The 23,378-nt window shown below is 59.2% G+C and carries 23 protein-coding genes and 1 pseudogene; 19 read left to right on the top strand and 5 right to left on the bottom strand.

Going from position 1 to position 23,378, the window contains the following annotated elements; genetic code table 11:
- Positions 1-32: 32 nt before the first annotated feature.
- The gene (locus tag A3EC_RS0100495) at positions 33-527 is read right to left on the bottom strand and encodes a DUF2505 domain-containing protein (protein WP_026162032.1); all 495 of its coding nucleotides are present in this window, start codon (positions 525-527) and stop codon (positions 33-35) included.
- Positions 528-583: 56 nt separating this feature from the next.
- Here A3EC_RS0100495 and A3EC_RS0100500 point away from each other — a divergent pair, with 56 nt between their 5' ends.
- Complete coding sequence (locus A3EC_RS0100500) at positions 584-1,666, top strand: UDP-N-acetylmuramate dehydrogenase (protein WP_018023195.1); 1,083 nt, start codon at positions 584-586, stop codon at positions 1,664-1,666.
- 50 nt (positions 1,667-1,716) lie between these two features.
- On the opposite strand, the gene A3EC_RS0100505 is transcribed toward A3EC_RS0100500, so the two are convergent.
- Complete coding sequence (locus A3EC_RS0100505; protein WP_018023196.1) at positions 1,717-3,450, bottom strand: long-chain-fatty-acid--CoA ligase; 1,734 nt, start codon at positions 3,448-3,450, stop codon at positions 1,717-1,719.
- A gap of 94 nt (positions 3,451-3,544) precedes the next feature.
- On the opposite strand from A3EC_RS0100505, the gene mshA reads away from it, so the two are divergent.
- The 5 genes and pseudogenes from mshA (at position 3,545) to A3EC_RS0100525 (ending at position 8,099) form a co-directional block, all read left to right on the top strand.
- Positions 3,545-4,834, top strand: a complete 1,290-nt coding sequence (mshA, locus tag A3EC_RS0100510) for a D-inositol-3-phosphate glycosyltransferase (RefSeq protein WP_018023197.1) — start codon at positions 3,545-3,547, stop codon at positions 4,832-4,834.
- Positions 4,835-4,836: 2 nt separating this feature from the next.
- A pseudogene (locus tag A3EC_RS13120) lies at positions 4,837-5,223 on the top strand (type III secretion system chaperone family protein); the annotation flags it as partial.
- Between the two features lie 147 nt (positions 5,224-5,370).
- Entirely contained in the window at positions 5,371-6,123 is a 753-nt protein-coding gene (locus tag A3EC_RS13125; protein WP_026162034.1) for a phosphoglyceromutase, read from the top strand.
- A gap of 115 nt (positions 6,124-6,238) precedes the next feature.
- Complete coding sequence (locus A3EC_RS0100520; protein WP_425386765.1) at positions 6,239-7,402, top strand: sensor histidine kinase; 1,164 nt, start codon at positions 6,239-6,241, stop codon at positions 7,400-7,402.
- Between the two features lie 7 nt (positions 7,403-7,409).
- Entirely contained in the window at positions 7,410-8,099 is a 690-nt protein-coding gene (locus tag A3EC_RS0100525; RefSeq protein ID WP_018023200.1) for a response regulator transcription factor, read from the top strand.
- Here the strand turns inward: A3EC_RS0100525 and A3EC_RS0100530 are convergent.
- On the bottom strand, positions 8,081-9,097 hold the full coding sequence (locus A3EC_RS0100530; protein WP_018023201.1) for a DUF3109 family protein: 1,017 nt from the start codon (positions 9,095-9,097) through the stop codon (positions 8,081-8,083). The two genes, A3EC_RS0100525 and A3EC_RS0100530, sit on opposite strands and share 19 nt — an antisense overlap.
- Before the next feature lie 34 nt (positions 9,098-9,131).
- On the opposite strand from A3EC_RS0100530, the gene A3EC_RS0100535 reads away from it, so the two are divergent.
- The 6 genes from A3EC_RS0100535 to A3EC_RS10785 all read left to right on the top strand — a co-directional run bounded on the left by A3EC_RS0100535 (position 9,132) and on the right by A3EC_RS10785 (position 15,170).
- Complete coding sequence (locus A3EC_RS0100535; protein ID WP_083879954.1) at positions 9,132-10,058, top strand: Ppx/GppA family phosphatase; 927 nt, start codon at positions 9,132-9,134, stop codon at positions 10,056-10,058.
- Positions 10,059-10,115: 57 nt separating this feature from the next.
- Positions 10,116-11,336, top strand: coding sequence for a hypothetical protein (locus A3EC_RS12240; protein ID WP_018023203.1), 1,221 nt, complete (start codon positions 10,116-10,118; stop codon positions 11,334-11,336).
- A gap of 81 nt (positions 11,337-11,417) precedes the next feature.
- Positions 11,418-12,218 carry a pyrroline-5-carboxylate reductase gene (gene proC, locus A3EC_RS0100545; protein ID WP_018023204.1) on the top strand — a complete coding sequence of 267 codons (801 nt, stop codon included), beginning with the start codon at positions 11,418-11,420 and terminating at the stop codon, positions 12,216-12,218.
- A gap of 311 nt (positions 12,219-12,529) precedes the next feature.
- Positions 12,530-12,721: a helix-turn-helix domain-containing protein gene (locus A3EC_RS0100550; protein WP_018023205.1), complete on the top strand. Its 192-nt coding sequence runs from the start codon at positions 12,530-12,532 to the stop codon at positions 12,719-12,721.
- Positions 12,722-12,904: 183 nt separating this feature from the next.
- On the top strand, positions 12,905-13,006 hold the full coding sequence (locus tag A3EC_RS12640; protein ID WP_003855542.1) for a 30S ribosomal protein bS22: 102 nt from the start codon (positions 12,905-12,907) through the stop codon (positions 13,004-13,006).
- Positions 13,007-13,193: 187 nt separating this feature from the next.
- Complete coding sequence (locus tag A3EC_RS10785; RefSeq protein ID WP_018023206.1) at positions 13,194-15,170, top strand: catalase; 1,977 nt, start codon at positions 13,194-13,196, stop codon at positions 15,168-15,170.
- A gap of 15 nt (positions 15,171-15,185) precedes the next feature.
- Here the strand turns inward: A3EC_RS10785 and A3EC_RS12645 are convergent, their stop codons facing one another.
- Positions 15,186-15,383, bottom strand: a complete 198-nt coding sequence (locus A3EC_RS12645) for a CDGSH iron-sulfur domain-containing protein (RefSeq protein ID WP_083879908.1) — start codon at positions 15,381-15,383, stop codon at positions 15,186-15,188.
- Here A3EC_RS12645 and A3EC_RS0100565 point away from each other — a divergent pair.
- The 4 genes from A3EC_RS0100565 to A3EC_RS10795 all read left to right on the top strand — a co-directional run bounded on the left by A3EC_RS0100565 (position 15,382) and on the right by A3EC_RS10795 (position 19,292).
- Positions 15,382-16,407: an iron-containing redox enzyme family protein gene (locus A3EC_RS0100565; RefSeq protein WP_026162036.1), complete on the top strand. Its 1,026-nt coding sequence runs from the start codon at positions 15,382-15,384 to the stop codon at positions 16,405-16,407. The genes A3EC_RS12645 and A3EC_RS0100565 overlap by 2 nt on opposite strands.
- A gap of 35 nt (positions 16,408-16,442) precedes the next feature.
- A complete protein-coding gene (locus A3EC_RS10790) occupies positions 16,443-16,802 on the top strand; it encodes a transporter substrate-binding domain-containing protein (RefSeq protein WP_018023208.1) in 360 nt (119 codons plus the stop codon).
- A gap of 84 nt (positions 16,803-16,886) precedes the next feature.
- Positions 16,887-17,852, top strand: a complete 966-nt coding sequence (locus tag A3EC_RS0100575; RefSeq protein WP_018023209.1) for a cation diffusion facilitator family transporter — start codon at positions 16,887-16,889, stop codon at positions 17,850-17,852.
- Positions 17,853-17,879: 27 nt separating this feature from the next.
- Positions 17,880-19,292: an L-aspartate oxidase gene (locus A3EC_RS10795; RefSeq protein WP_018023210.1), complete on the top strand. Its 1,413-nt coding sequence runs from the start codon at positions 17,880-17,882 to the stop codon at positions 19,290-19,292.
- A 3-nt stretch (positions 19,293-19,295) separates the two neighbouring features.
- On the opposite strand, the gene A3EC_RS0100585 is transcribed toward A3EC_RS10795, so the two are convergent.
- The gene (locus A3EC_RS0100585; protein WP_018023211.1) at positions 19,296-20,345 is read right to left on the bottom strand and encodes an HAD family hydrolase; all 1,050 of its coding nucleotides are present in this window, start codon (positions 20,343-20,345) and stop codon (positions 19,296-19,298) included.
- A 194-nt stretch (positions 20,346-20,539) separates the two neighbouring features.
- Between A3EC_RS0100585 and A3EC_RS0100590 the strand changes: the two genes are divergently transcribed.
- From A3EC_RS0100590 to hemC, 3 genes are all read left to right on the top strand, one after another.
- Positions 20,540-20,761, top strand: coding sequence for a glutaredoxin family protein (locus A3EC_RS0100590; protein WP_051060961.1), 222 nt, complete (start codon positions 20,540-20,542; stop codon positions 20,759-20,761).
- 191 nt (positions 20,762-20,952) lie between these two features.
- Positions 20,953-22,371, top strand: a complete 1,419-nt coding sequence (locus tag A3EC_RS0100595; RefSeq protein ID WP_026162038.1) for a glutamyl-tRNA reductase — start codon at positions 20,953-20,955, stop codon at positions 22,369-22,371.
- Positions 22,371-23,315 (top strand): hydroxymethylbilane synthase, encoded by a 945-nt coding sequence (gene hemC, locus A3EC_RS0100600; RefSeq protein ID WP_018023214.1) that lies wholly within the window; start codon positions 22,371-22,373, stop codon positions 23,313-23,315. The genes A3EC_RS0100595 and hemC overlap by 1 nt, the downstream gene beginning before the upstream one ends.
- The last annotated feature ends 63 nt before the right edge of the window (positions 23,316-23,378 follow it).

Genomic DNA, 23,378 nt, shown 5'->3' on the forward strand with positions numbered 1-23,378 from the left:
GTTGCGTTGGGTACAGCTGGTTGGGTAGCGGACTACTTGGCCAGGTACTCGGCGATAACTTCTGCTTCGCGGGCGTAGAGCTGCTGCAGGGCGTCGACGACCTTTGGTTCCATGGCTGCGCCCATGAATGGGATGTTCACGGAGACGTCGAGTTCGGTGTCAATGGTGGTGGCTTCGGCGCCGGAGAGCTTCTGGGTGCCGTTGTAGGACACTGGTGCGCCCTTGATTTCGGCTTCGACAACGGAGCTTGCTGCGTCGCCGCTCAGGCCGGTCCAACGGATGGTGCGCTTGACGTTGAGGTCGTTCTTGATGAGTGCCTGGACGTTTTCTGGGAGCATGGACTTTGCCATGATTTCGTAGAGCACAACTTCAACGCCGTCGTCGGTGTTGTTGAACTCGTTGACCTCGCCTGGAGTGGTGGAGAGGTTCTGTGCGAAGTAGGTCCAGAATTCTGGGGACGTCAGTGCTGCGTGCACGTCAGCTGCTGGGGAAGAGACCGTAGTTTGAATGTCTGTATGCGTAGCCATGAGCTCATACTAACGTTAAAGGGGTGAGCACTACACTGAATAAGCAATTTTCCGGCATGTCCGGAGTGACGCTGCGCCACGACCTTTCCCTTGCTGACCTGACAACATTACGGTTGGGTGGCGTTCCGCGGGCGGTCATTGAATGCGCTACCCGTGAGGCTATCGCGGCGGTTACTCAGATCCTCGACGACAGCGGTATCCGCACGTTGATTGTCGGTGGTGGTTCGAATTTGGTGGTCGCTGATGATGTCACCGATTTAGTTGTGCTGCATATCACAGCTGATGCGTTGGATATTGATGCCGAAACCGGGGTCGTGGAAGTTGATGCCGGCGCGGAGTGGGACGCGGTAGTCGCCGCGACAGTGCAGGCAGGTTTGGGCGGTTTGGAGTGCCTTTCCGGAATTCCGGGTTCGGCCGGTGCCACGCCCGTGCAGAATGTGGGTGCCTACGGGGCGGAAGTGTCCGCGGTACTTGCTGAAGTGCTGCTCTATAACCGCGAAACTGGGGCCACGGAGTGGGTGACCCCAGATTCTTTGGAGCTGTCTTACCGCTACTCAAATCTGAAGTTCACTGGCCGCGCAGTGGTCCTTGCGGTGCGATTCCAACTGACCACTGATGGGCTGTCGGTGCCGCTGCGTTATGGCGAACTTGCCCGCCGACTCGATGCCGAAGGTGGGGACCGCCGCCCAGTGGGCCAGGTCCGCGAGACAGTGTTGGCGTTGCGGCATGGCAAGGGCATGGTGCTTGTTGACGAAGACAAGGACACCTGGAGCGCCGGGAGCTTTTTCACAAACCCGGTGCTCGCCAATCAAGCGGAGGCGGAAGCCGTCCGGTCGCGGGTCGCTCACATCGTCAATAAGCACGACGCGGAGTTTATGCCGGTCTACCCTGCCGATGGGCAACAGGTGAAGCTGTCGGCGGCCTGGCTGATTGAACGCGCCGGGTTTGCCAAGGGCTATCCGGGGGCCGATTCGCCGGTGCGGTTGTCGACGAAGCATACGCTTGCGCTGACCAATCGCGGCGGGGCGTCGACGGCGGATTTAGTTGCGTTGGCGCGGACGGTGCGCGATGGGGTGCGTCGGGAATTTGGGGTGGAGCTGCACCCCGAACCAGTGTGGGTCGGGGTCACACTTGACTAGCGTCTGCCCCTCGGCGCTAGAGACCCCAGCGCTAGTGAATACCCTCGACGCTAGTGAATGTCGTCGGGGGTGGTGCCTGCTTCCTGCAGGGTCTCCATCAGCAGCGTTTGAATATCCCGGCGGCGGACCTTACCCATCTGGTCGCGTGGCAGTTCGTCATAGTGGTAGAACGCACGCGGCACCTTGTAGCGGGTCAACATGGTGCGGGAGTAATCGCGCAGCCCTTCCGGGTCGAGTCGGGCGCCTTCGCGCAGCGTAATCGCCGCGACAACCTTCTCCGAACCATCGGAGCACTCCAGACCAACCACAGAGGCATCTTCAATGTCTGGGTGGTCGGTCAGCACCTCTTCGACTTCGGCCGGATACACATTGAACCCACCGGTAATAATGATTTCCTTGATGCGCGAGACCAACCGCACGAACCCGTCTGGCTCCTGCACACCCATGTCACCGGTGCGGAACCAATCGCCGTGGAAAGCGCGGGCAGTTTCCGCTTCATTATTCAGGTAGCCCTTGAACACCTGCGGGCCGCGCAGCAGCACTTCACCCGGTTCGCCATCCGGCATGGTTTCGTCAAGGTTGTCTGGGTTAGCAATCCGCACTTCAGTGTCCGGGAATGGCAGGCCAACGTAGCCCGGCCGGTGGTTGCCATCCATCGGGTTGCCCAGGGCAACCGGGGCGGTCTCGGTCAGGCCATAACCTTCGACGAGACGTCCGTGGGTGGCATCTTCCCACTTTTTCACGGTGCTGACCGGCAGCGTGGACGCACCAGAAAAGGCGTTGCGCACCGACAGCAACGAGACCCCTTTTTCTTCGGCGCCTTCAATGATCTTTTCGTACAGCGGCGGCACACCCGGCAACCACGTTGGTGGGTGCTTTTTCATCAGGTCGAGGATGAGGTCGATCCGTGGGGTTGGCAGCAGCACCATCTCGCCGCCAACAAGCAGCGACAACGTCAGCACCATGGTCAGGCCGTAGGCGTGGAAGAACGGTAGGGCGCCGAGCAGCCGTTCCGCCTCGTCGCCAAGGTTCGGCACCCACGCCAGACCCTGGTTACAGTTGGCCACGAGGTTGCGGTGGGTGAGCTGCGCACCTTTTGGTTGGCCAGTGGTGCCGGATGTGTACAGAATCAGGGCGACATCGTCGGCGCTGATCTGCGGGTCGGTAACGACATCGCGGCCGTCGCCGCCGCAGGCATCACCTTCGACGCTGCTAAATGCAATGGTGTTCGGGGCGAACTTCGACAGTTGCGCGCGCATTGCCGCTACCTTCGGGATCGGCAGCTTCAGCATGGTGCGTTTGAGCAGCGGCATCGCCTCAATCATGTTGACCGAGATGATGGTTTCCAGGTTGGTGGTTTGGCGCAGTTCCTGCGCCACTGGTGCCGCCTTATCCCAGAAGATGGCGACCTGTGCGCCGTGGTCTTCAAATGGCCCGCGCAGTTCGTGTGCGGTGTACAGCGGGTTATGTTCGATGACGGTGGCACCGATTTTTTGGCAGGCGTAGAAGGCGATGACGTGCTGTGGGCAGTTCGGCAGCACGATGGCAACGCGGTCACCGCGGCGTACCCCGAGGGCACGTAGGCCGGCGGCGAAGCGTCGAACGCGTTCGTCGAGTTGGGCGTAGCTGAGTTGGGCACCCATGAAGTACACGGCCGGTCGGTGGCTATAGCGGGTGACCGCTCCGTCGAAGAGGTCGGCCAGGGTGGTGTCGTCATAGTTCAGGGAATGTGGTGTCCATTCTGGATATAGTTCCAACCACGCGCGGTTTTCGTAAGCTCCCAAAGCAGTACCTTTCGTTAACAGTTAATTCTTAGGGTAGTACTTTCGGTAGCAATAGAGTTGCGTAATCCCCTCACTGCCGGGAAAGCTGGGAGACATGAGCACCAAGATGCGCCGACTTGCGGTGATTTCCATGCACACTTCACCGTTGGAGCAGCCCGGTTCCGGTGATGCGGGCGGGATGAATGTGTACATTTTGCATACTGCCCGGCAAACAGCTCGCCGTGGGATTGAGGTGGACATTTATACCCGCGCCACCCGGCCGAGCCAGCCGGAAGTGGTGACGGTGGAGCCAAATCTGCGGGTTATCAACATTGTGGCCGGGCCATATGAGGGCCTGTCCAAGAATGAACTATCCACGCAGCTGACGGCGTTTACCGGCGGCATTATCGATTTCATTCGGCGGGAACAGACTGCCCCGTACTGCACGATTCATTCCCACTATTGGCTTTCTGGGCAGGTTGCCTGGTTACTGCGCGACCTATGGGAGGTGCCGTGGGTTCATACTGCGCACACATTGGCCGCGGTGAAGAACCTGAATCGCGCGGTCGGCGATAAGCCCGAGCCGGAGTCACGTCGCATCTGTGAGCAGCAAATTGTCGACAATGCGGACCGCCTCGTGGTTAACACCACCGATGAGACGGAGATGTTGGTGCACCACTATGACGCGGAGCCGGAGCGTATTTCGGTGGTGCCACCCGGCGTCGATTTGAGCTTGTTCACCCCGGGCACGAACCGTAATACCGAACGGTCGCGCCGGGCCTTGGGCATCCCATTGGATGCGAAGGTGGTGGCGTTTGTTGGTCGGCTGCAGCCGTTGAAAGGCCCGGATGTGTTGCTGAAGGCCGCGGCGGAGCTGATGCGTCGCGATCCGTGCCGCAATCTGCAGGTGGTGCTGTGCGGTGGCCCGTCGGGCAATGGGTTGGAACGGCCGGATGAATACATTGAGTTGGCCCGGGAGCTGAAGCTTGATGGGGTGGTGCGGTTCCTGCGACCACGGCCGGCCGAGGAGCTGGTCACGGTGTACCAGGCCGCCGATGTAGTGGCGATGCCGAGCCACAGTGAATCCTTCGGGTTGGTGTCGATGGAGGCGCAGGCCACGGGCACGCCGGTGGTGGCAACGCGCACGGGTGGTTTGACCTTGGCGGTCCGCGACGGGGAAACCGGTTTGTTGGTGTCCGGTCACGATCCGCTGGTGTGGGCCGACACTTTGGAACGCATTTTGGAGAACGATGAGCTGCGGATTCAGATGGCGACGCAGGCACCGGTGCATGCGCAGCAGTTCAGTTGGGAGAAATCGGTGGACATGTTGGAGCGGGTGTATGACGGCGCGGAGCAGTGCGCTGATCAGCGTCATCAGCGCGATCGGAATGGGGTGGGGGCGTAGCCATGGCTGATTCACCTTCTGCGGGGTTTGACCCGTCGGCAGCTTTGTCGGAGTTGTCCGCGCAACTAGACGAGGTTGGCGTTGACTTCGAGGTTCGCGATAACAGTGCGGTTGTGGTGCTTCCGGGCGTCAAAAAGCTCAAAACCCTGTGCTTATTGACGCCTACCCCTACCGCGCTCCGTGCGGAAGCCTTCGTATGCCGGGCGCCCGAGGAGAACTTTGCCGAGGTGTACCGGTGGCTGCTGGAGCGCAATCGGAACCTGTTCGGTGTGGGGTACACCTTGGATGCGCTTGGTGATATTTATTTGGTCGGGCATGTGCCTGGGCCGGTGTCAACGGCGGCGTTGGATTCGCTGTTGGGGCAGGTGTTGGAGGCTGCAGATCGCGATTTCAACCTCATTTTGGCGAAGGGTTTTGCCACTTCGATTCGCAATGAGTGGCAATGGCGAACCGAACGGGGGGAGTCTACTCGCAACTTGGCGGAGTTCACGCACTTGTCCAGCCACGAAAGCAAAAGCAATGGCACAATTGAAGGTATGACTCAAGGAACACTCATTCTGCTGCGACACGGCCAGTCGGTTTGGAACGCTTCGAACCAATTCACCGGTTGGGTGGATGTCGCTTTGACCGAAAAGGGCATTGAAGAAGCGAAGAAGGCGGGCCAGCTTCTCAAGACCGAAAAGATCTACCCGAACGTGCTGTACACCTCCCTGCTGCGTCGTGCGATTAATACCGCACACATCGCGCTGGATGAGATGGACCGCCTGTGGATTCCAGTTGTGCGCGACTGGCGTCTGAACGAGCGCCACTACGGCAAGCTTCAGGGTCTGAACAAGGCGGAAATTAAGGAAGAGTTCGGCGACGAACAGTTCATGCTGTGGCGTCGTTCTTACGACACCCCACCGCCAGCTATCGACGCGGATAACGATTACGCGCAGACTCATGACCCGCGCTACGCCAACCTGGACGAAGTGCCAAACACCGAGTGCCTGCTCGATGTGGTCAAGCGGTTCATCCCGTACTTCGAGGAAGAGATTCTGCCTCGCGCCAAGGCTGGCGAAACTGTGCTGATTGCAGCGCACGGTAACTCGTTGCGCGCGCTGGTCAAGCACCTGGAAGGCATTTCCGATGAGGACATCGCTGGCTTGAACATCCCAACTGGTATTCCACTGCGCTACGACATCAGCGCAGACGGCAAGGTGCTGAATGAGGGCGGCAAGGGTGTCTACTTGGACCCTGAAGCTGCCGCTGCTGGCGCTGCTGCGGTTGCGGCGCAGGGCGGTAAGTAGTTTCAGTTTGGGCTGCTAGCCGGAACCGTTAAAGACCTTGGCCTGGTGATCGCCGTCACCGGGCCGGGTCTTTTTTGTGCAGTTTGTGACCGCAGCGACGGAGAATGTAGGGACTGTGTCCAATTATCTCGCCTTTTTCTTGGGGTTCGCCGCCTCATCAGTGGTGTTTGTGCTGGTGGTGATGTTTTATCGCCGACACCAGCAGAAAATGCTGCTGGACCGGGCTGCCGAAAACCGAGTATCCACCATTGCCCAAGTCCTGCACTTGGCTATCCAAGGTGCCCCAACTGGGGTGGCGGTGGTGAACTCTGCCCGGAATGTGCTGCTGTCTAACCCGAGCGCGCATGAGCTGGGCTTAGTGCACGAACGCAATTTGAATGCGAAGGCGTGGGATGTGGCTTCCCGGGTGTTTTCCGACCAGGAAAGCCGCGAGTTTGATTTGACGATTTCGACGCGGCGGGTGGGGCGGCCACCGGTGGCGGTGGCGGGTTTTGCGATGCCGCTGACAATTACTGATGACCGCTATGTGGTGCTGTACGCCAGCGATGAGTCTGAGCAAGTGCGTATGGAAGCTGCACGGCGAGATTTTGTGGCGAATGTGTCCCACGAGTTGAAGACTCCGGTCGGTGCGATGAGCCTTCTGGTTGAAGCGCTGATGGAGGCGAAGGATGACGCAGATTCAGTGGAGTACTTCGGCGGCCGACTAGTCCGAGAGTCCAAGCGGCTGTCGAAGATGATCACCGAGCTGATTTCCTTGTCGAAGTTGCAGGGCGCGGAACCGCTTCCGGATATGCACCGAGTCAGTGTGGATGACGTGGTGGATGAGGCAGTATCGCGGTGCCAACTGGTGGCGGAGAACGCCGGCATTGAGATCACCGCCGACGAGCCGACTGGGGTGTATGTCCGCGGTGATAAGGCCCTGTTGGCGACGGCAGTGGCGAACCTCATTACGAACGCGATTAACTATTCGCCGGAGCAGACCCCGGTGACGGTGAGCCGCCGCATTGTCGACGGTGACACGGTGGGCATTCGGGTGACGGACCGCGGTATCGGTATTTCCCTGGAGGACCAGAAGCGAGTGTTTGAGCGTTTCTTCCGAGTGGACAAGGCACGGTCGCGGGCGACTGGCGGCACCGGCCTTGGGCTGGCAATTGTTAAACATGTCGCAGCTAATCACGGCGGAGCCATTAAGCTGTGGAGTAGGCCTGGGACCGGTTCCACGTTTACGCTGGAACTGCCAATCAGTGACCGGGATGGCCAGGCTGTGTCGAGAGGATGAACTGTTAATGACTAGCGTTCTAATCGTTGAGGACGAAGAATCGCTTGCGGACCCATTGGCTTTCTTGCTTCGTAAAGAGGGTTTTGAAGTCCACGTGGCGTTGGACGGCCCCACTGCTTTGAGTGAGTTCGACCGAGTTCCCATTGACATTGTGCTTTTGGACCTGATGCTGCCTGGCATGAACGGCACCGAGGTGTGTAAGCAGCTGCGGACGCGCTCCCAGGTGCCGGTCATTATGGTCACTGCCCGCGATTCGGAGATTGACAAGGTTGTCGGCCTGGAAATTGGCGCTGATGATTACGTCACTAAGCCGTATTCGTCCCGGGAGCTGATTGCCCGGATCCGTGCGGTGCTGCGCCGCGGCGGCGATCCAGAGATGACCGAAGAAGTGCTTGATGACGTTTTGGAATCTGGCCGAGTACGGATGGACGTCGAGCGGCACACTGTCGAAGTTGATGGTGTGCCGGTGCAGATGCCGCTGAAGGAATTCGATCTGCTGGAGTTCCTGCTGCGTAACACCGGCCGGGTACTCACCCGCGGTCAGCTCATTGACCGGGTGTGGGGCGCTGATTATGTCGGCGACACCAAGACTTTGGATGTGCACGTTAAGCGGTTGCGCTCGAAGATTGAGGAGCACCCGTCGCGCCCGAAGCACCTGATTACGGTGCGTGGCCTCGGTTACAAGTTCGAGGAGTAGTTCTTCTGTCGGCGACCTGGCTGCTCGGCTTGTTCCCGGGTGGCTGGGTGGACAGCGAGTAGCGGGTACCCGGACGGGGCGATGGCTCCGTTTGTCGCAGCGTTCAGTTCTTTCGCGATCGCTTCGCGTTTGCGGCACTGTTCGGCGAGGTAGTCGTAGGCTGCGTCGCCAATGAGTTCGCGTAGTTCGGACTCCATGGACTGATACACCGCGACTTTGCCCACGTGTGCCTGCGGGGAACTAGTGCACCACCAGTCGAAGTCTTCGCCGCCGGAGCCCCAGGCACGGCGGTCATACTCGGTGATGGTGGTGTGTAGGACTTCGACGTCGTCAGGCCGGGTTTCGTAGTCTTCGAGGCGGCGCAGCGGCACTTGCCAGCACACTTCTGGCTTGGATTTTTCCAGGAGGAGGCCCTTGTCGATGGCCCATTGGTGCAGTGCGCAGCCACGACCGAAGGGGCCGGTGTGGTCATTATGGAAAATGCAGGCACCTTTTTTGACGACAGTTTTGAGGGCAGGTTCCATTTCGCCGGCGTCGTCAGCCAATTCGTCCCAGACCAGCCATGGTTCCAAGGGCTCGTCGAGGATGTCGGAGTCGATAGCGTTGAAGTAGGCCTGGGTGGTTTTAGGTTTGTTCTGCCAGTAGTCGCCGTCGGCGACCATGTTGCGGACGTTGTCGATGAGCCGGTCGCGGTCATCTTCGTCGGTGAGGAATGCGCCGTGGGTGCAGCAGCCTACTTCGGGTAGTTCGTGGTCGATGCCGGGGCAGGCTTCGGTGCCGAAGACGCATTGCCAGCGGGAGAGCAGCCAGGTCAAATCAACGGTGATGAGGTGCAGTGGGTCTTCTGGGTTGGTGAATTCCAGCCATTCGCGGTCGAAGTCTGGGGTCACTTCCCACTGCGATGGGGCCTGTGGCCGGCTGGTGTCCGGGGTATCGGTTTCGGTGCCGGTTTGGCCGTCTTCTGGGGTGAGATCGTCGTTTTGCGCAGGTGCATTCACACTTACCCAGGGTATAGCGTCTAATCTGGTGACCGTGCGACTAGGTGTATTGGATGTGGGCAGTAATACTGTTCATCTGGTTGTGGTGGATGCGCGTCCGGGCGGTCACCCAACTCCGATGAGCGATTCGAAGACCACGATGAAGCTGGTAGAGCACCTCGATTCTGAGGGTGCGATGACGAAGGTGGGCATTAAAAAGCTCACCGGCGCTGTTGCGGAGGCCGCCGATTTGGTGGGCTCGATGCGTTGTCAGGAAATGATCTCTTTTGCTACTTCTGCGGTGCGTGATGCCGCGAATGGTGAGGAGATTTTGGCGGCGGTGGAGAAGGATACCGGCGTTAAGCTGGAGATTCTGTCCGGTGAGGACGAAGCCCGCTTAACCTTTTTGGCGGTTCGTCGTTGGTTTGGTTGGTCTGCCGGCCGCATTATCAACCTCGATATTGGCGGCGGCTCCTTGGAGCTGACTTCCGGCTCGGATGAGGACCCAGATGCGGCATATAGCTTGCTGCTGGGTGCTGGCCGCCTGACCCATGAGTGGTTTGATACCGATCCGCCGTCGCGGAAGAAGATTGATGCGCTGCGTGACTTTATCGACGCTGAGCTGTTTGAAGCGGCACGTAATATTCGGAATTTGGGTCCGGGGGACCGGGCAACTGCGACGTCAAAGACTTTCCGGACGTTGGCGCGGTTGACGGGTGCAGCGCCGAGTGCGGCTGGTCCCCGGGTGCGCCGTACGCTCACAGCTGCAGGTTTGCGCCAGTTGATTGCGTTTATTTCGCGGATGACTGCGGCTGACCGTGCGGAGCTTGAAGGTGTGAGCCAGAACCGTTCGCACCAGATTGTTGCCGGTGCGTTGGTTGCGGAGGCGAGTATGCGTGCGCTTGGCTTGGAGGAGCTGGAAATTTGTCCGTGGGCGTTGCGTGAGGGTGTTATCCTTCGCCGAATCGACCGAGGATACTAAGCTAGACCTAATAGCCGTCTGCGCGGGTGGCCGTTAATCGAGAAAGGTGTAGGACGTATGAGCGAGAAGCTAACAGTCGCCGAATTGCTGGCGCGTGCCCAGCAAGAGGGTAAGACTCGGTCTGATCGTCCACGCCGTCGTCGCCGTCGCAGCTTGGAGGAGGGCGGCATTTCGGTTAGCGAGCTCACTGGTTCGATTCCGGTTGTCCGAGACCGCAGTGCCGCTGCCCATTCCGATGGGGGAGACAAAGAGTTTGTTGACGTTGCGGGGGAGTCGGGAGCACCTGCTGTCTCGGAGCCGGTGTCTGAACCGGGGGTAGCTGAACAGCCTGCGGAACAACCTGCTGCCGAGCCTGCTGAAGCAGAGGCCTCCGAAGAAGAGACCTCTGACGAAGTCGCGGAGGAACTCGCCCCAGAAGCTGACGCTGAGCCTGAGGTTGTGGAATCAGAAGTCGCACCTGCTTCTGAGCCAGAACCGGTCGCCGAGGTTGAACCGGAAACCGAGCCAGAACCGGAAGCTGAGCTAGAGCCGGAGGCTGAAGCAGTAGCGGCTCCACAGGAGCGACTTGAGGCTGAGTCGCACCCGCGCACCGACTCCATCCCATTTGTTATCCCGGCGGCTCCGCGGGAAGTCGATGTTGATGATGCTACCGGCGACATCACGTTTTCTTTCGAGGCGGTTACCGCCGCTGACCCTGAGATGCCTCCATTTGAGGCTCCTGGGGAAGTATCCGTCGACAAGCTCGAATCTGGGGAGACTGAAGTTTTCCCAACCGTTCCTGACATGGCTGACGCCACCGACGAGCCGGTGGGGCTGACCGTGCCTGCCCAGGTGGATGCTGATGTCGATGAGGCCGCAGACGTTGACGAGGACCTCGATGACGAGGACTACGACGCGTACGAGGATTACGACGAAGATTACAACGAGGACCTCGAAGCCGAAGACTACGACGGGGATTTCGACGACGAGGACTATGACGAGGAAGACTACGAGGGCGCGGACGACGACGCCGAAGACGATGAGGATGACGCCATTTCTTGGCCAGTTCTCATTGGTGAAGTCATCGTTGGGTTGGCTATTGGTGCCGGTATCTTCTTGGGCTTCGAAAAGCTGTGGGAATCTGCACCAGTGTGGTTGGTCGTGGCCCTGGCTATTGCGGTAATCGTGTTGTTGATGGCGGTGGTTCAGGTGCTGCGCCGTGAGCGCGACATTTTGACCATGCTGATGGCTGCAGCTGCCGGTGCTGCAATCACTTTCGGTCCTGCGCTACTGGCGTAACTTCCGTCAACTCAGCAGGAGTTTTTCGCCACGGCGCCGCGCTAGTTCGAAATCTTGGCGGCTAGATGGCACCCTGAAGGCATGCAAAAAATTGCCATTATTGGGTGTGGACAAATCGGAACTGCTCTGACCGCAGGGCTGATCAACGGCGGTATCGATCCGGACAAGATCTATGTGACAAACCGTCGCCCAGAACGTTCCAAGGAACTGAAGGAACAGTTCGGTGTACATGCCATCCAAGACAATTTGCAGGCCACTGAGGAAGCAGATGTCGTCTTTTTGGCTGTGAAGCCGTATGGCATTGTCCCCGTGCTGGATGAGATTGCTGCAGCTGTGCAAGACAACGACAAGGACACCATTGTCGTCTCAATGGCAGCTGGCATGACACTGGGCGCTATGGAAAGCGAGTGCACCGCAGGTACGCCGCTGATTCGCGTGATGCCGAATACTCCGATGCTGGTCGGTAAGGGCGTCAGTATTGTGTCGCCTGGCCGGTTCGCGTCGAAGGATCAAGTTGCACGCGTGACAGAGCTGCTGGAGAAGGTGGGCTACGTCGAGGTGCTGCCTGAATCAGACATCGATGTTGCGACGGCGGTTGCGGGTTCCGCGCCGGCGTACTTCTTCCTGTGCGTGGAAGCGATGATCGATTCTGCTGTGAACATGGGCCTAAAGCGAGATGTGGCGACTGCATTGGCTTCGCGTACGTTGGAGGGCTCTGGCGCGCTGCTGGCATCCGGCTTGGACCCAGTGCAGGCACGGGTGAACGTCACTTCGCCAGGTGGAACGACTGCGGCGGCGCTGCGCGAGCTGGAGCGGAGCGGAGTGCGGACGGCGTTCGCAGATGCCATGGAGGCGTGCTACCGCAAGGCTGCTGGGAAATAGGACGGTCCGCCGCTGACGATTATCCGCGCAACTGCGGCTATCGTTGCGTGATTGTGACCTGACGGGCTTGCTGTGCGCCCGAGCCGGGGAAAACCGGCTGGAAGTCACAGCTTTCTCTCTTTCTGATGCCACATTTGTCACAATTATTCACCCCGCCCACATGGGGTTACATTGGTGTAATTTCGTTGCCGTTCGTCCCAGAGGTCGCATCTGCCCCATGATTCCCGGTATGGTGATAGAAGCACATGCGTGTCAAGCACTGCGGGAGGGGAAGCCTGCAGCGCGCATTTGCGTTGAAGGGTTGATTTTTTATGGCGAAGCAGGACAGTGGAACATTTCTAACCGTTGCAGAAGTCGCGGAAATCATGCGGGTTTCCAAGATGACTGTGTACCGGCTTGTGCATTCTGGTGAACTGCCAGCAGTGCGTGTCGGTCGGTCTTTCCGCGTCCATGACTCCGCTGTGAAGGAATACCTCGACGCATCTTTCTACGACGCTGGATAGCCCCTCCACGGCGTCGTAGTTGACGTTCTGTAGTTGGGTTCCGCAGTCGAATCGGGTAGGGAATTTTTGTTCTCACCCTGCCCGTCGTTATGATGGAACCCATTGCTAATCCGCGACGTGCCATCGCACCCGTTCGGCTCCCAGTCGCGGTCACATTGTCCCCAATCCAAGGAGCAGTCCACTATGGGTTCCGTCATTAAGAAGCGCCGCAAGCGCATGTCCAAGAAGAAGCACCGCAAGATGCTGCGCCGCACCCGTGTTCAGCGACGGAAATTGGGCAAGTAAATTCCCAAATTTTTGACATCATCCCGCCACCCTGCGCAAGGGTCGGCGGGATTTTGTTTTCGCACCTAAAAGCAGACATCGAAGTTTTTCCCTAGGATCGGCATCACAATTAAAAAGGTGCCCTGGTCGACAGTTAGACCGAAGAACCAACGCCGAATCCACTTTGACCAAGCGATGGGAGAAAACGATGTCCACTGAAAATACCAACACTCCGAAGCCAAACCAGCGCGGACCAAAGCCATACACGCCGACTGGCTGCCCTATGCACAATGCCCCGACAGACGTAGGGGAGCAGGGAACGGTCCACACCACCGCGCAAGGCGCTGAAATCACCGACACCGATAGTTCACTCAAAGTGGGCGAACGCGGCCCCATTCTGCTGCAAGACCATCACTTCAGAGAGAAAATCACCCACTTTGACCACGAACGAATCCCAGAACGCGCCGTTCACGCCCGCGGTGCAGGTGCGCATGGTGTGTTCAAAGCCAACGGCGCCGCTGAAAAACTCACTGCCGCAAGCTTTTTGAAAAAGGGCGTGGAAACGGATGTTTTCGTCCGATTCTCCACTGTGCTCGGCTCCCGCGGCTCGGCGGACACCGTCCGCGACACCCGAGGGTTTGCCACGAAGTTCTACACCAGCGAAGGCACCTTCGACCTAGTTGGCAACAACATCCCAGTCTTCTTCATTCAAGACGCGATCAAGTTCCCCGACATCATCCATGCCGGTAAACCACACCCAGACAGGGAAATCCCGCAGGCACAAAGTGCCCACGACACCTTCTGGGACTTCGTCACGCTCCACACCGAAGCCACTGCGCACACCATGTGGAATATGTCCGACCGCGGTATCCCTCGGTCCCTGCGAATGATGGAAGGCTTTGGTATTCACACCTTCCGCCTGATCAATGACCAGGGTGAAACCTCCCTTGTGAAGTTCCACTGGAAGCCAAAGCTCGGCGTGCACTCCATGACCTGGGAAGAAGCGCAGCTTGCCGGCGGCATGGACCCAGACTTCCACCGCCGCGACCTCGCCGACGCCATTGAAGCTGGCAACTTCCCGGAATGGGAATTGGGCATCCAAGTATTCCCAGACAATGAAGAGCAAGAGTTCGAAGGCATTGACCTTTTGGACCCAACGAAGTTTGTGCCAGAAGAACTTGCCCCAGTCCAGATCATCGGCACAATGCGGCTGGACGGTAACCCAATCAACTACTTCGCCGAAACGGAGCAGGTGGCCTTCCACCCAGGCCATGTGGTCCGCGGTATTGACTTCACCAATGACGCTTTGCTGCAGGGCCGACTCTTCTCCTACCTGGATACGCAGCTGTCGCGCCTTGGCGGGCCAAACTTCTCCCAGCTGCCAATTAACCGACCGCATGCCCCAATCAACGACAACTTCCGCGACGGCATGCACCAGAGCGCAGTGCACAGCAACCAGCCGTATAACCCAAACTCGATTAGCGGCGGCTGCCCGGTTATCGCCGGCGATGATTCTGCGGCCAAGCTCATCGAAGTGCCGCAGGAAATTCGAGACGCGCACTTCACACGGCAGCAAGCCAAGAGTTTCGACGACCACTTCTCGCAGGCCACCTTGTTCTACCGGTCCTTGAGTGAAGCAGAGCAGCTGCATACCGCGAATGCTTACGCCTTCGAGCTAGGCAAGTGCTACGAGAAGGAGATTAAGCAGCGCGGCGTCGACGTTCTTTCTCACGTTGACCAGCAGCTCGCCGAATACGTGGCACACAAACTTGGGGTCCAGGCCCCAGAGCCACAGCAGATCGAAGAACAGCAGCCAAGCCCAGCGCTGCGCCAAACCGGCAAGCAGTGGCCAGTGGATGGTCGAGTGGTGGGCATCCTCACCAGCGCCGATACCGATAAGAACGTGGCGGAGCAGGTACGCGATGCGTTGGCGCAGCACAAACTCACAGTGTTTGTGGTCGCCGAAACAGGCGGCGACGGTGCCGATCGCACTTATGACACCACGCGTTCCATCGAATTCGATGGGCTCTATGTCATCGATCAGCCAGACAACACGAACGCTCGAGTGCTGGTCGAAGAAGCGGAGCGACATGGCAAGGCAGTTATTGCGCACGATGCGGATGTTTCCGTCACTACGCAAAACCTGGTTGATGAACTAACGCAGCACCGTAAGTGGGCTCACTAACCGCACCCACTGCAGCTACCGGCGGGCATTTTTATGTGACGCGTCGCACCAGGGTGCATTGGCTGTTTTACCGCAACGGCACAGCGCCACTGGGCCGCGCGCAATGTCAATTTTGGCGCCATCCGGCAGCTCAACAGTTATCGGCCCACGAATCAGCAACGGACCGTCCTGGCACACCCGCACAGCGGTTCGGTTATCTTGAGGACAATCCATGCAAACCAGTATGCCCAGCGTCGCACCGAAATGGCCACTGCCGACACCCCGGGGCCCCTTCAGCACGGCAGTACTCAGCGCGTTAACCGACGGTACTCCCGCCCCTGCCGCGCCGACATCAAAAGATGTGCTTTTTGACGACGATGTGCAGATCGCACTTGCCACTATTCATGAGCTGCGTTTCCATGGCGTGCAGGGAATCGCTGACGGGGCAGAGCTGCGCCCAGATATTCATGCGCTGCGGCTGGAGCTAGACGAGCAGCTGCTCGCAACCGTGCGCGAATTGGTGACTGTGCCGGAGATAACTGATGCCAGTGAGGTCTCTGGATACATCAAGGAGCGGTGTTTACCGCAGAAGACCTCAGTCGAGGAAAGTTTGGGGCGCAGGTTGTCAGCGCAGGGGACGCTAGCGGAGTTCCGGGAGTATTTTGTGCACCGGTCCCTGTACTTGTTGCGTGAAGCGGACGCCCACTCTTATGCCATTCCGTGGCTGGAGACAGAGGCCAAGTTTGCGTTGCTGGAAATTCAGTTTGATGAGTACGGCTCGGGCCGACGCAAAGATGTCCACGCGCAGCTTTTTGCGAACACGATGGCATCGGTGGGGCTGTCGCCGGAGTATGGCCACTACATTGATGCCATTCCGGCGATTACCTTGGCGGATCTGAACATGCTGAATGCGTATACGACCAGTCGGGCCTATCGCGGTCAGTTGATGGGCAACCTGTGCGCGCTGGAGGGGACCTCGTCGCTGGGCAGTAAGGCTGTGTCGGCGCGACTGAAAAGGTTGGGGCTTGGGGACGATACCCGCAGGTTCTACGACATTCATGTGCTGGCAGATGCGGTGCATGAAGAAGTGGCGGCTACTGACTTGGCAGGCCGGATGGCCGCGTCTGACCCTGGGGCGGCGGCCGGTGTGCTTGAAGGTGTGGAAAGCTACTTTGCGATGGAGCAGCTGGTCGGCGGCTGGATCCTAGAGAGTTGGAAAGCGGGGAAAACGTCGCTTCGGCAGGAATTGGCCGCGTAAGATTGACACTATTCCCCTAAATGTCAGGAGTGGTGATGAAGCGTGCAGTGTTTTTAGCTCCCGCCGTTGCACTGGCCCTCGGTGGCTGCACGGCACTGCCCAAAGATGTCAGCGGCACATTGGAGGACGTCAGCGGCGGCACTCTCATTGTCGGCGTGACGGAGCACCACCCGTACATTGACGTGCACGATGACGGTTCGGTAACTGGAACCGACGCGGACCTTGTCCAAGGCTACGCCGACAGTATCGATGCGAACGTCGAATGGATAATCGGCAACGAAGAACAACTGGCTGAACAAATCAGCCAAGACGAATTGCATATTGTCGCTGGTGGACTGACGAAAAAGAATTCCTGGTCCAGCAAGTTTTCCCCCCACCCGAACCTACGGCGATAACCGTGTGATGGGCGTGCCGATGGGCGAAAACGCCTTCCAAGTGTCCTTGGAACGCTACCTCGCCGAACAAGGCGGTGAACTGAAATGACCGCCACTAACCAAGCCAGCGTCTCCCCAAGCAGCGACGAATACCTCGCAACGCTGAAGAAGGCGCAGCGCCTCGAATGGCTTTCCATCGGGTCTGTAGTGCTCATCGTCACCATGGTCGGCCTGACCGCGGGACAATCCCAAGCTATGCGCGCCGCATGGATTGAAGACGCACTGGCTGCGGTGCCACCAATCGTCTTCCTGATCGCCACTCGGATTGCCCGCCGCAAACCCGTCGACGCCTACCCGTACGGCTTCTACCGCTCCTACGGCATCGCGCACCTCATCTCCGGTTTCACGCTGTTCACACTCGGTCTGATGCTGTTGTACAACTCTGCATCCAGCCTGCTGAAAGCTGAAAAGCCACCCATTGGCCTGACTGTGCTTTTCGGCTATCCCGTGTGGTCTGGTTGGCTGATGATTGCCGCGATGGTGCTGTCGGTGATTCCACCGTTTTTCCTGGGCCGAGCAAAGATGAAACTGGCCCGCACCTTGCATGACAAAGTGCTGTACTTCGACGCTGACATGAATAAAGCAGACTGGAAAACGGGCCTCGGTACCGTCATCGGTGTCCTCGGAATCGGGTTGGGTTTCTGGTGGATGGACGCCGCTGTCGCTGGTTTCATTGCGCTTTCGGTGGTCAAAGACGGTTACGTCAACGTCAAGGGTGCGGTCACTGACCTGATGGATGCCCGCGTCACCACGTTTGATGACAAGGTCCCGGAGTTGTTGGACCGCCTCGAACAGCTGGTCGCACAAACGCCGTGGGTGGTTGAATCGGAAAGCCGAGTCCGCGACCAAGGCCACAAGTTCCACCGCGAAACCTTTGTGGTGCCTGTTGACGGAATCACCCCAAGTTTGTCGGAATTGACCGCCCTGCATGACGACATTCAGCACCTCGATTGGAAGCTGGACGACGTCGTGGTCACACCGGTTCCACAGCTGCCGCAACATCTGGACTAGCTTCCGGCAGGCGTAGAATTTCTGAACATGAAGAACTACGACCTCATCGTCGTCGGAGGTGGCATCGCGGGCCTCAGCGCGGCCCTGCGAGCTGCGGAATTAGGGTTAGCTACCGCTGTAGTGGATCGCTCTGGGCCCCAGCATCTTGGGGCCGCCACCAACTATGCCCAAGGTGGTCTGGCCGTCGCTGGGCTTTTTGACGCTCCGGAAGGCATCGATAATCAGCCAGACTCTGTGGAGCAGCACGTCGCGGACACCGTGAAAGCGGGCGTGCAGCACAATGACATTGCCGCCACCCACAGCATTATCGCGGGTGGGGCAGAAGCTGTCGCCTGGCTCACTGACCACGGCGCGAAGTTTGACCGCTCATCCAAACACGACCGCTACCGCCGCACCTTGGAAGGTGGGCATACGCATCGCCGCATTATTCACGCCAATGGCGATGGCACTGGCACCGAAATTCAGCGCGCCCTGAACGTTGCTACTGCACATATTGAAACCATCAAAGCCACCGCTTTCTCTGTGCAGGACGGGGCCGTCCTTACTGATCAGGGTGTTGTTTCTGCTGCCAACGTCGCGATTGCTACTGGCGGCTGCGGACAGCTCTTTTCTGCAACCACCGCGCCACACGGCGCGACCGGTGCCGGCATGGCTTTGGCGTTGGATGCTGGTGTGCCAGTGCGAGATATGGAGTTCATTCAGTTCCACCCCACGGTTCTTGATCGGGTCGGCGCCTACGGCCAGCGGACTTTGCTATCCGAATCAATGCGTGGTGAGGGGGCCCGGATCGTCAATAAGCACGGCGAAGCAGTGACCACCAACGACCTGGCGCCGCGGGACATCGTCTCCCGGGCGGTGCTGGCGGCGGGGGAAGCATATCTGGATGCTCGTTCGGTACCGGATGTGCGGGAGCGTTTCCCGGGGATCACGGAGGCAGTGGCAGTGTTCGGGTTGGACCCAGCGACGGACTTGCTGCCGATTGCTCCCGCGGCGCACTACACCTGCGGAGGCATCACAACCGATGCGTCGGGGCGCACCGCACTGCCCGGGCTATACGCCATTGGGGAGTGTGCGGCCACCGGGCTGCACGGCGCGAACCGGTTGGCATCGAACTCGCTGCTCGAAGGGCTTGTGGTTGGGCGCCGAGTGGCGGAAGACGTTGCCGGAAAAGTGGGGCACGGCTTAGCGCGCACCGTCGGCGCAGGGAACTCGGATCAGCGGCAACCACGGCCGACGCTGACCGAAGCGCAGCTCGGCGAGCTGCAGCGAATTATGACAGCGGGTGCCGGAATCGTGCGCACTACAGCGGGGCTGGAGCAGACCCTAGACCTGTTAGGCACCTTCCCAGCTGCTGCTGAAGTGGCGGTGGCGCGGGAGATTGTCACCGCAGCGTTGGCTCGGCCGCAGACACTGGGGTGCCACACCATGGCGGCGGGGTAGCGGTTACTGCTCGGACCGCGACCGCTTCACTGCGACGTACAAGCCAACACCAGCGGCGATGAGCGCCGCCGTGATACCGGCATTAATCGGACCGGCCCACTTGTTGCGGTAGTCGCGGATCTCCCAGCCATGTTCCTTGGCGTATGCCCGCAGTTGCTTATCTGGGTTCACTGCCACGGCAGTGCCCACCATCGACAACATGGGGATGTCATTGACAGAGTCGGAGTAGGCGGTGCATTTTGCGAGGTCCAGACCGTGGGCTGCCGCCAGCGCCGCGACTGCCTGCTTTTTACCTGGGCCATGCAAAATATCGCCAATGAGGCGACCGGTGAACTTATCGCCTTTAACTTCCGCAACCGTGCCCAATGCCCCTGAAAGGCCCAAGCGCCGGGCAATGACCTGCGCCAGCTGCACCGGGGTGGCCGTCACCAACCAGACTTGCTGCCCAGCGGCAACGTGCATCCGGGCCAGTTCCTTTGCGCCTTCGTAAATCCGCGAGTCCATCGTTTCATCGAAGATTTGCTCACCGAGGGAGACCAACTCTTCAGTGTTGCGGCCTTCAATCAGCGACAGGGCTTGCTGCCGACCTTCAGCAACATCAGCCATGTTTTCAGTGCCGGTGACTCGGAACTTCAACTGTTTCCAAGCAAAACCGGCAACCTCGCTGGCGGTGAAAAATTTGCGTTTAGCCAGGCCTGCAGCGAAATGCAGGATGGAGGCGCCCTGAATGAATGTGTTGTCTACGTCGAAGAATGCTGCGGCGGTAGGGTCTTGCGGTACATCCGGGTCGGGCTCGGACAGGTGCTCCAGGCCTCCAGCGGCGAACTGGGCGCCAGCTACGGACGTCATGCCGGCAACGAGTTCGGTGTCAGTCAGGTCGTAGGCCTGGGCCAGTGCCGCAAGCGCGGAGGCTTCACCTGCTTCGCGCTGTGCTTCCTCCGAAACCGGGGCAAAGGCATACTGCTCCAAAAAGTTGCGGATATTGCCTTGGGAGGGCGCCAGTTCGCTGAGAACTTCGAAGGGGGTTGGGGCGCTGCCGCCTGGTGGAGTCACGAAAGTCTTTCCTCTATCGGTGCTGGTGAGGGCAGAATGCGTGTCTCAGGGCACGACTGATTTCTGCCAGCAATTCTTGTCTGGGGTCTATGGTATTCCTGAAACGGGCAACCCGTCAGCCCTAGCGATCCGAAAGTGAGCCAATACCAATGCAGGCACCCCCGAAGCAGAGCGAAAAACACACCGTTACGCTAATGGTGCGACAGACCTGTGGGTCCTGTGATCGGGTGTATAAGCAGATCGAGCCGATTGCGGCTAGGTATGGCGCCGCCTTGGAAGTTCTTGATGTTGATGCAGGTGACGGCAGTTTAGCGGTTGAGTTTGGGGACCGTGTGCCGGTGGTGCTGGTCAACGATGAGGAAATTGCCTGCTGGGAAATCGATGATGATGAACTCATCGAGGCGCTCAATAGTTAGCCGCGCTTTTTGAAATCACGAATTAAGCGGCTACCGTTGACGAACGTAACAACTCGCTGTGAAGTGAACGCAAGTCGTGCTCTTCTAGCGTAGGACATGAGGGATCTGACGCTTTGCGTTGGGGTGCCACAAGGGCGTGTAGCGGGTGATAGCCGCTGACACAAAGGAGGAACGTAGACGGTGATGGAACCGTGAGTGTTCTACTGGTTGGCATGTCCCACCGATCTGCTCCGGTGGCAGTACTTGAACAAATTGCTGTGTCGGAGGCGGACCGCCCGAAGATGGTCCAGCAGCTGCTGGAATCGGAGTCGATCACCGAGGCGATGATTGTTTCCACCTGCAACCGGGTGGAGTACTACGTGGTCACTGAAGGTTTCCACGCCGGTTTGGCGGACACCGTCCGAAATATGTCGGAGTTTTCCGGCGTCGATGTTGATGACCTCACCCCGCATCTGTACGTCCGCTACGCCCAAGGCGCAGCAGAGCACATGCTGACGGTGGCTTCCGGTTTGGATTCCATGGTCGTTGGTGAGCAGCAAATCTTGGGCCAGATCCGGTCGGCATACCAGTCCGCCGATGAGCACCAGTCTGTGGGCCGCACCCTCCATGAGCTCGCGCAGCGCGCATTGCACACCGGCAAGCGAGTCCACACCGAAACCGCTATCGATGAAGCGGGCGGCTCCATGGTGTCGGTGGCCATTAACCACGCTATCACCCAGCTTGCGCCGGAACGTGCGCATGAGGAGCAGCCACTGTCGGGTCTGCGTGCGTTGATTCTGGGCGCAGGTTCGATGTCGTCGCTGGCGGCCGCTCATTTGGGCCGCGCCGGTATCAGTCACATCACCGTGGCGAACCGGACAGTTGAGCGTGCCGAACGCCTCGCGGAGCATTCCATTGAGGCAGGCATCCCTGCGGTTGGCATGGCGCTGGCCAATATCCCAGAGCTGATGGCTGATGCGGATGTCATTATTTCTGCAACCGGCGCGATGTTGCCGGTTATCAATATTGATGATGTCGAGCGCGCCCAAACGCTGCGCAGCAACCGCCAAGTCACCATTGTCGACTTGTCCCTTCCGCGCGATGTTGCCGAAGGGGTAGGGGAGCTTGTTGACGTTAACCTGACTGACATTGCCACCATTCAAACTCTCGGTGGGGCCAACGTCGGGGAGAGCGTTGAAGACCAAGCTCGTCGCATCGTCGATTTTGAGCTCGATGGTTTCCTCGCGCAGCAGCGCGCCCAGCAGGTCGCCCCAACAGTGAAGGCACTGCGGGAACGGGCTGGCGAAGTCGTGGCGACGGAGCTGCTCAGGTTGGAGTCGAAAACCCCGGGCCTGACAGATAAGGAACGCCAAGCGGTTGAGCAGACCGTTCGCCGTGTCGTCGATAAGCTCCTGCATCAACCAACTGTGCAGGTGAAGAAACTGGCCACCTCTCAGGGTGCCTCTTCTTACGCCGAAGCACTGCAGCGACTATTTGACTTGCCGCTGACCACACCGTCAGTAATTTATTCGGATACTGCTGTGGCCTCCGAGGTATTAACTCAACGGCCCGGCGAAGTTCTGATTGATACCAATGCAATTGTCGGCACTATGAAGAAGGAGCAGCACTAATGAGCACGACCACACTGCGCATCGGAACCCGCGGCTCCGAACTGGCGACCACCCAGGCCGGCCACGTCCGGGATGCACTGATTGCCGCTGGCTACCCAGCAGAACTGGTGATCATTAAAACCATCGGTGACCAGGACCGCGTCAGCCCAGTCGAACGCCTCGGCGTCGGTGTTTTCACCCAGGCTCTGCGCGACGCCATGGCTGAAGACCGCTGCGATATTGCCGTGCACTCCTTCAAAGACCTCCCGACTGTCAAGGCCGAAGGTTTCACGGTGGTGGCGGTGCCGCCGCGGGTCAACCCACGTGACCTGCTGGTCAGCAAGAATGGTTCCGCGCTGCAGGACCTGCCAGAAGGCGCTGTTGTTGGTACCTCGGCGCCACGGCGCGTGTCCCAGCTGCGGGCGCAGCGTCCTGACCTCGATATTCGTCCGCTGCGCGGCAATATTGATACCCGGATCAGCAAAGTCACCGACGGTGAACTCGACGCGGTGCTGCTGGCTCATGCAGGCCTGGAACGCACCGGCAAGCTAGGCGCATCAGCCGAAACCCTTGATACCGACGTGATGTTGCCAGCTCCAGCTCAAGGCGCACTCGCCGTGGAATGCCGCAGCGCTGACACCGATATTGTGGCCGCGCTCCGCACCCTCGACGACCCGAAATCGCATTATCGTGCCATCGCAGAACGCACTATTTTGGCGGAACTGCAGGCAGGCTGCACCGCACCGGTCGCCGGCTACTCCGAGTTCGGGGCCGACGGCACCGACCAGGCTGACGAGCTGACCTTAACCGGTGGTGTGTTTGCCATGGACGGCAGCCGGAAGCTGCTCGAGACCCAAAGCAGACCAGTACGCAACGCTGACGAAGCTAGAGCGCTGGGCCAATCCGTCGCAAAGCAGCTGCTTAGCGGTGGCGCCCACGACATTATGGGTGACACTCTGCGCTGACCCCGCGGCGGCCACTGCCAAGGCCCGCCCCTGCACCACGTTCATTCTTTTTGCTCCACTTAA

The sequence above is a fragment of the Corynebacterium ulceribovis DSM 45146 genome (genome assembly GCF_000372445.1).
Classification (GTDB): domain Bacteria; phylum Actinomycetota; class Actinomycetes; order Mycobacteriales; family Mycobacteriaceae; genus Corynebacterium; species Corynebacterium ulceribovis.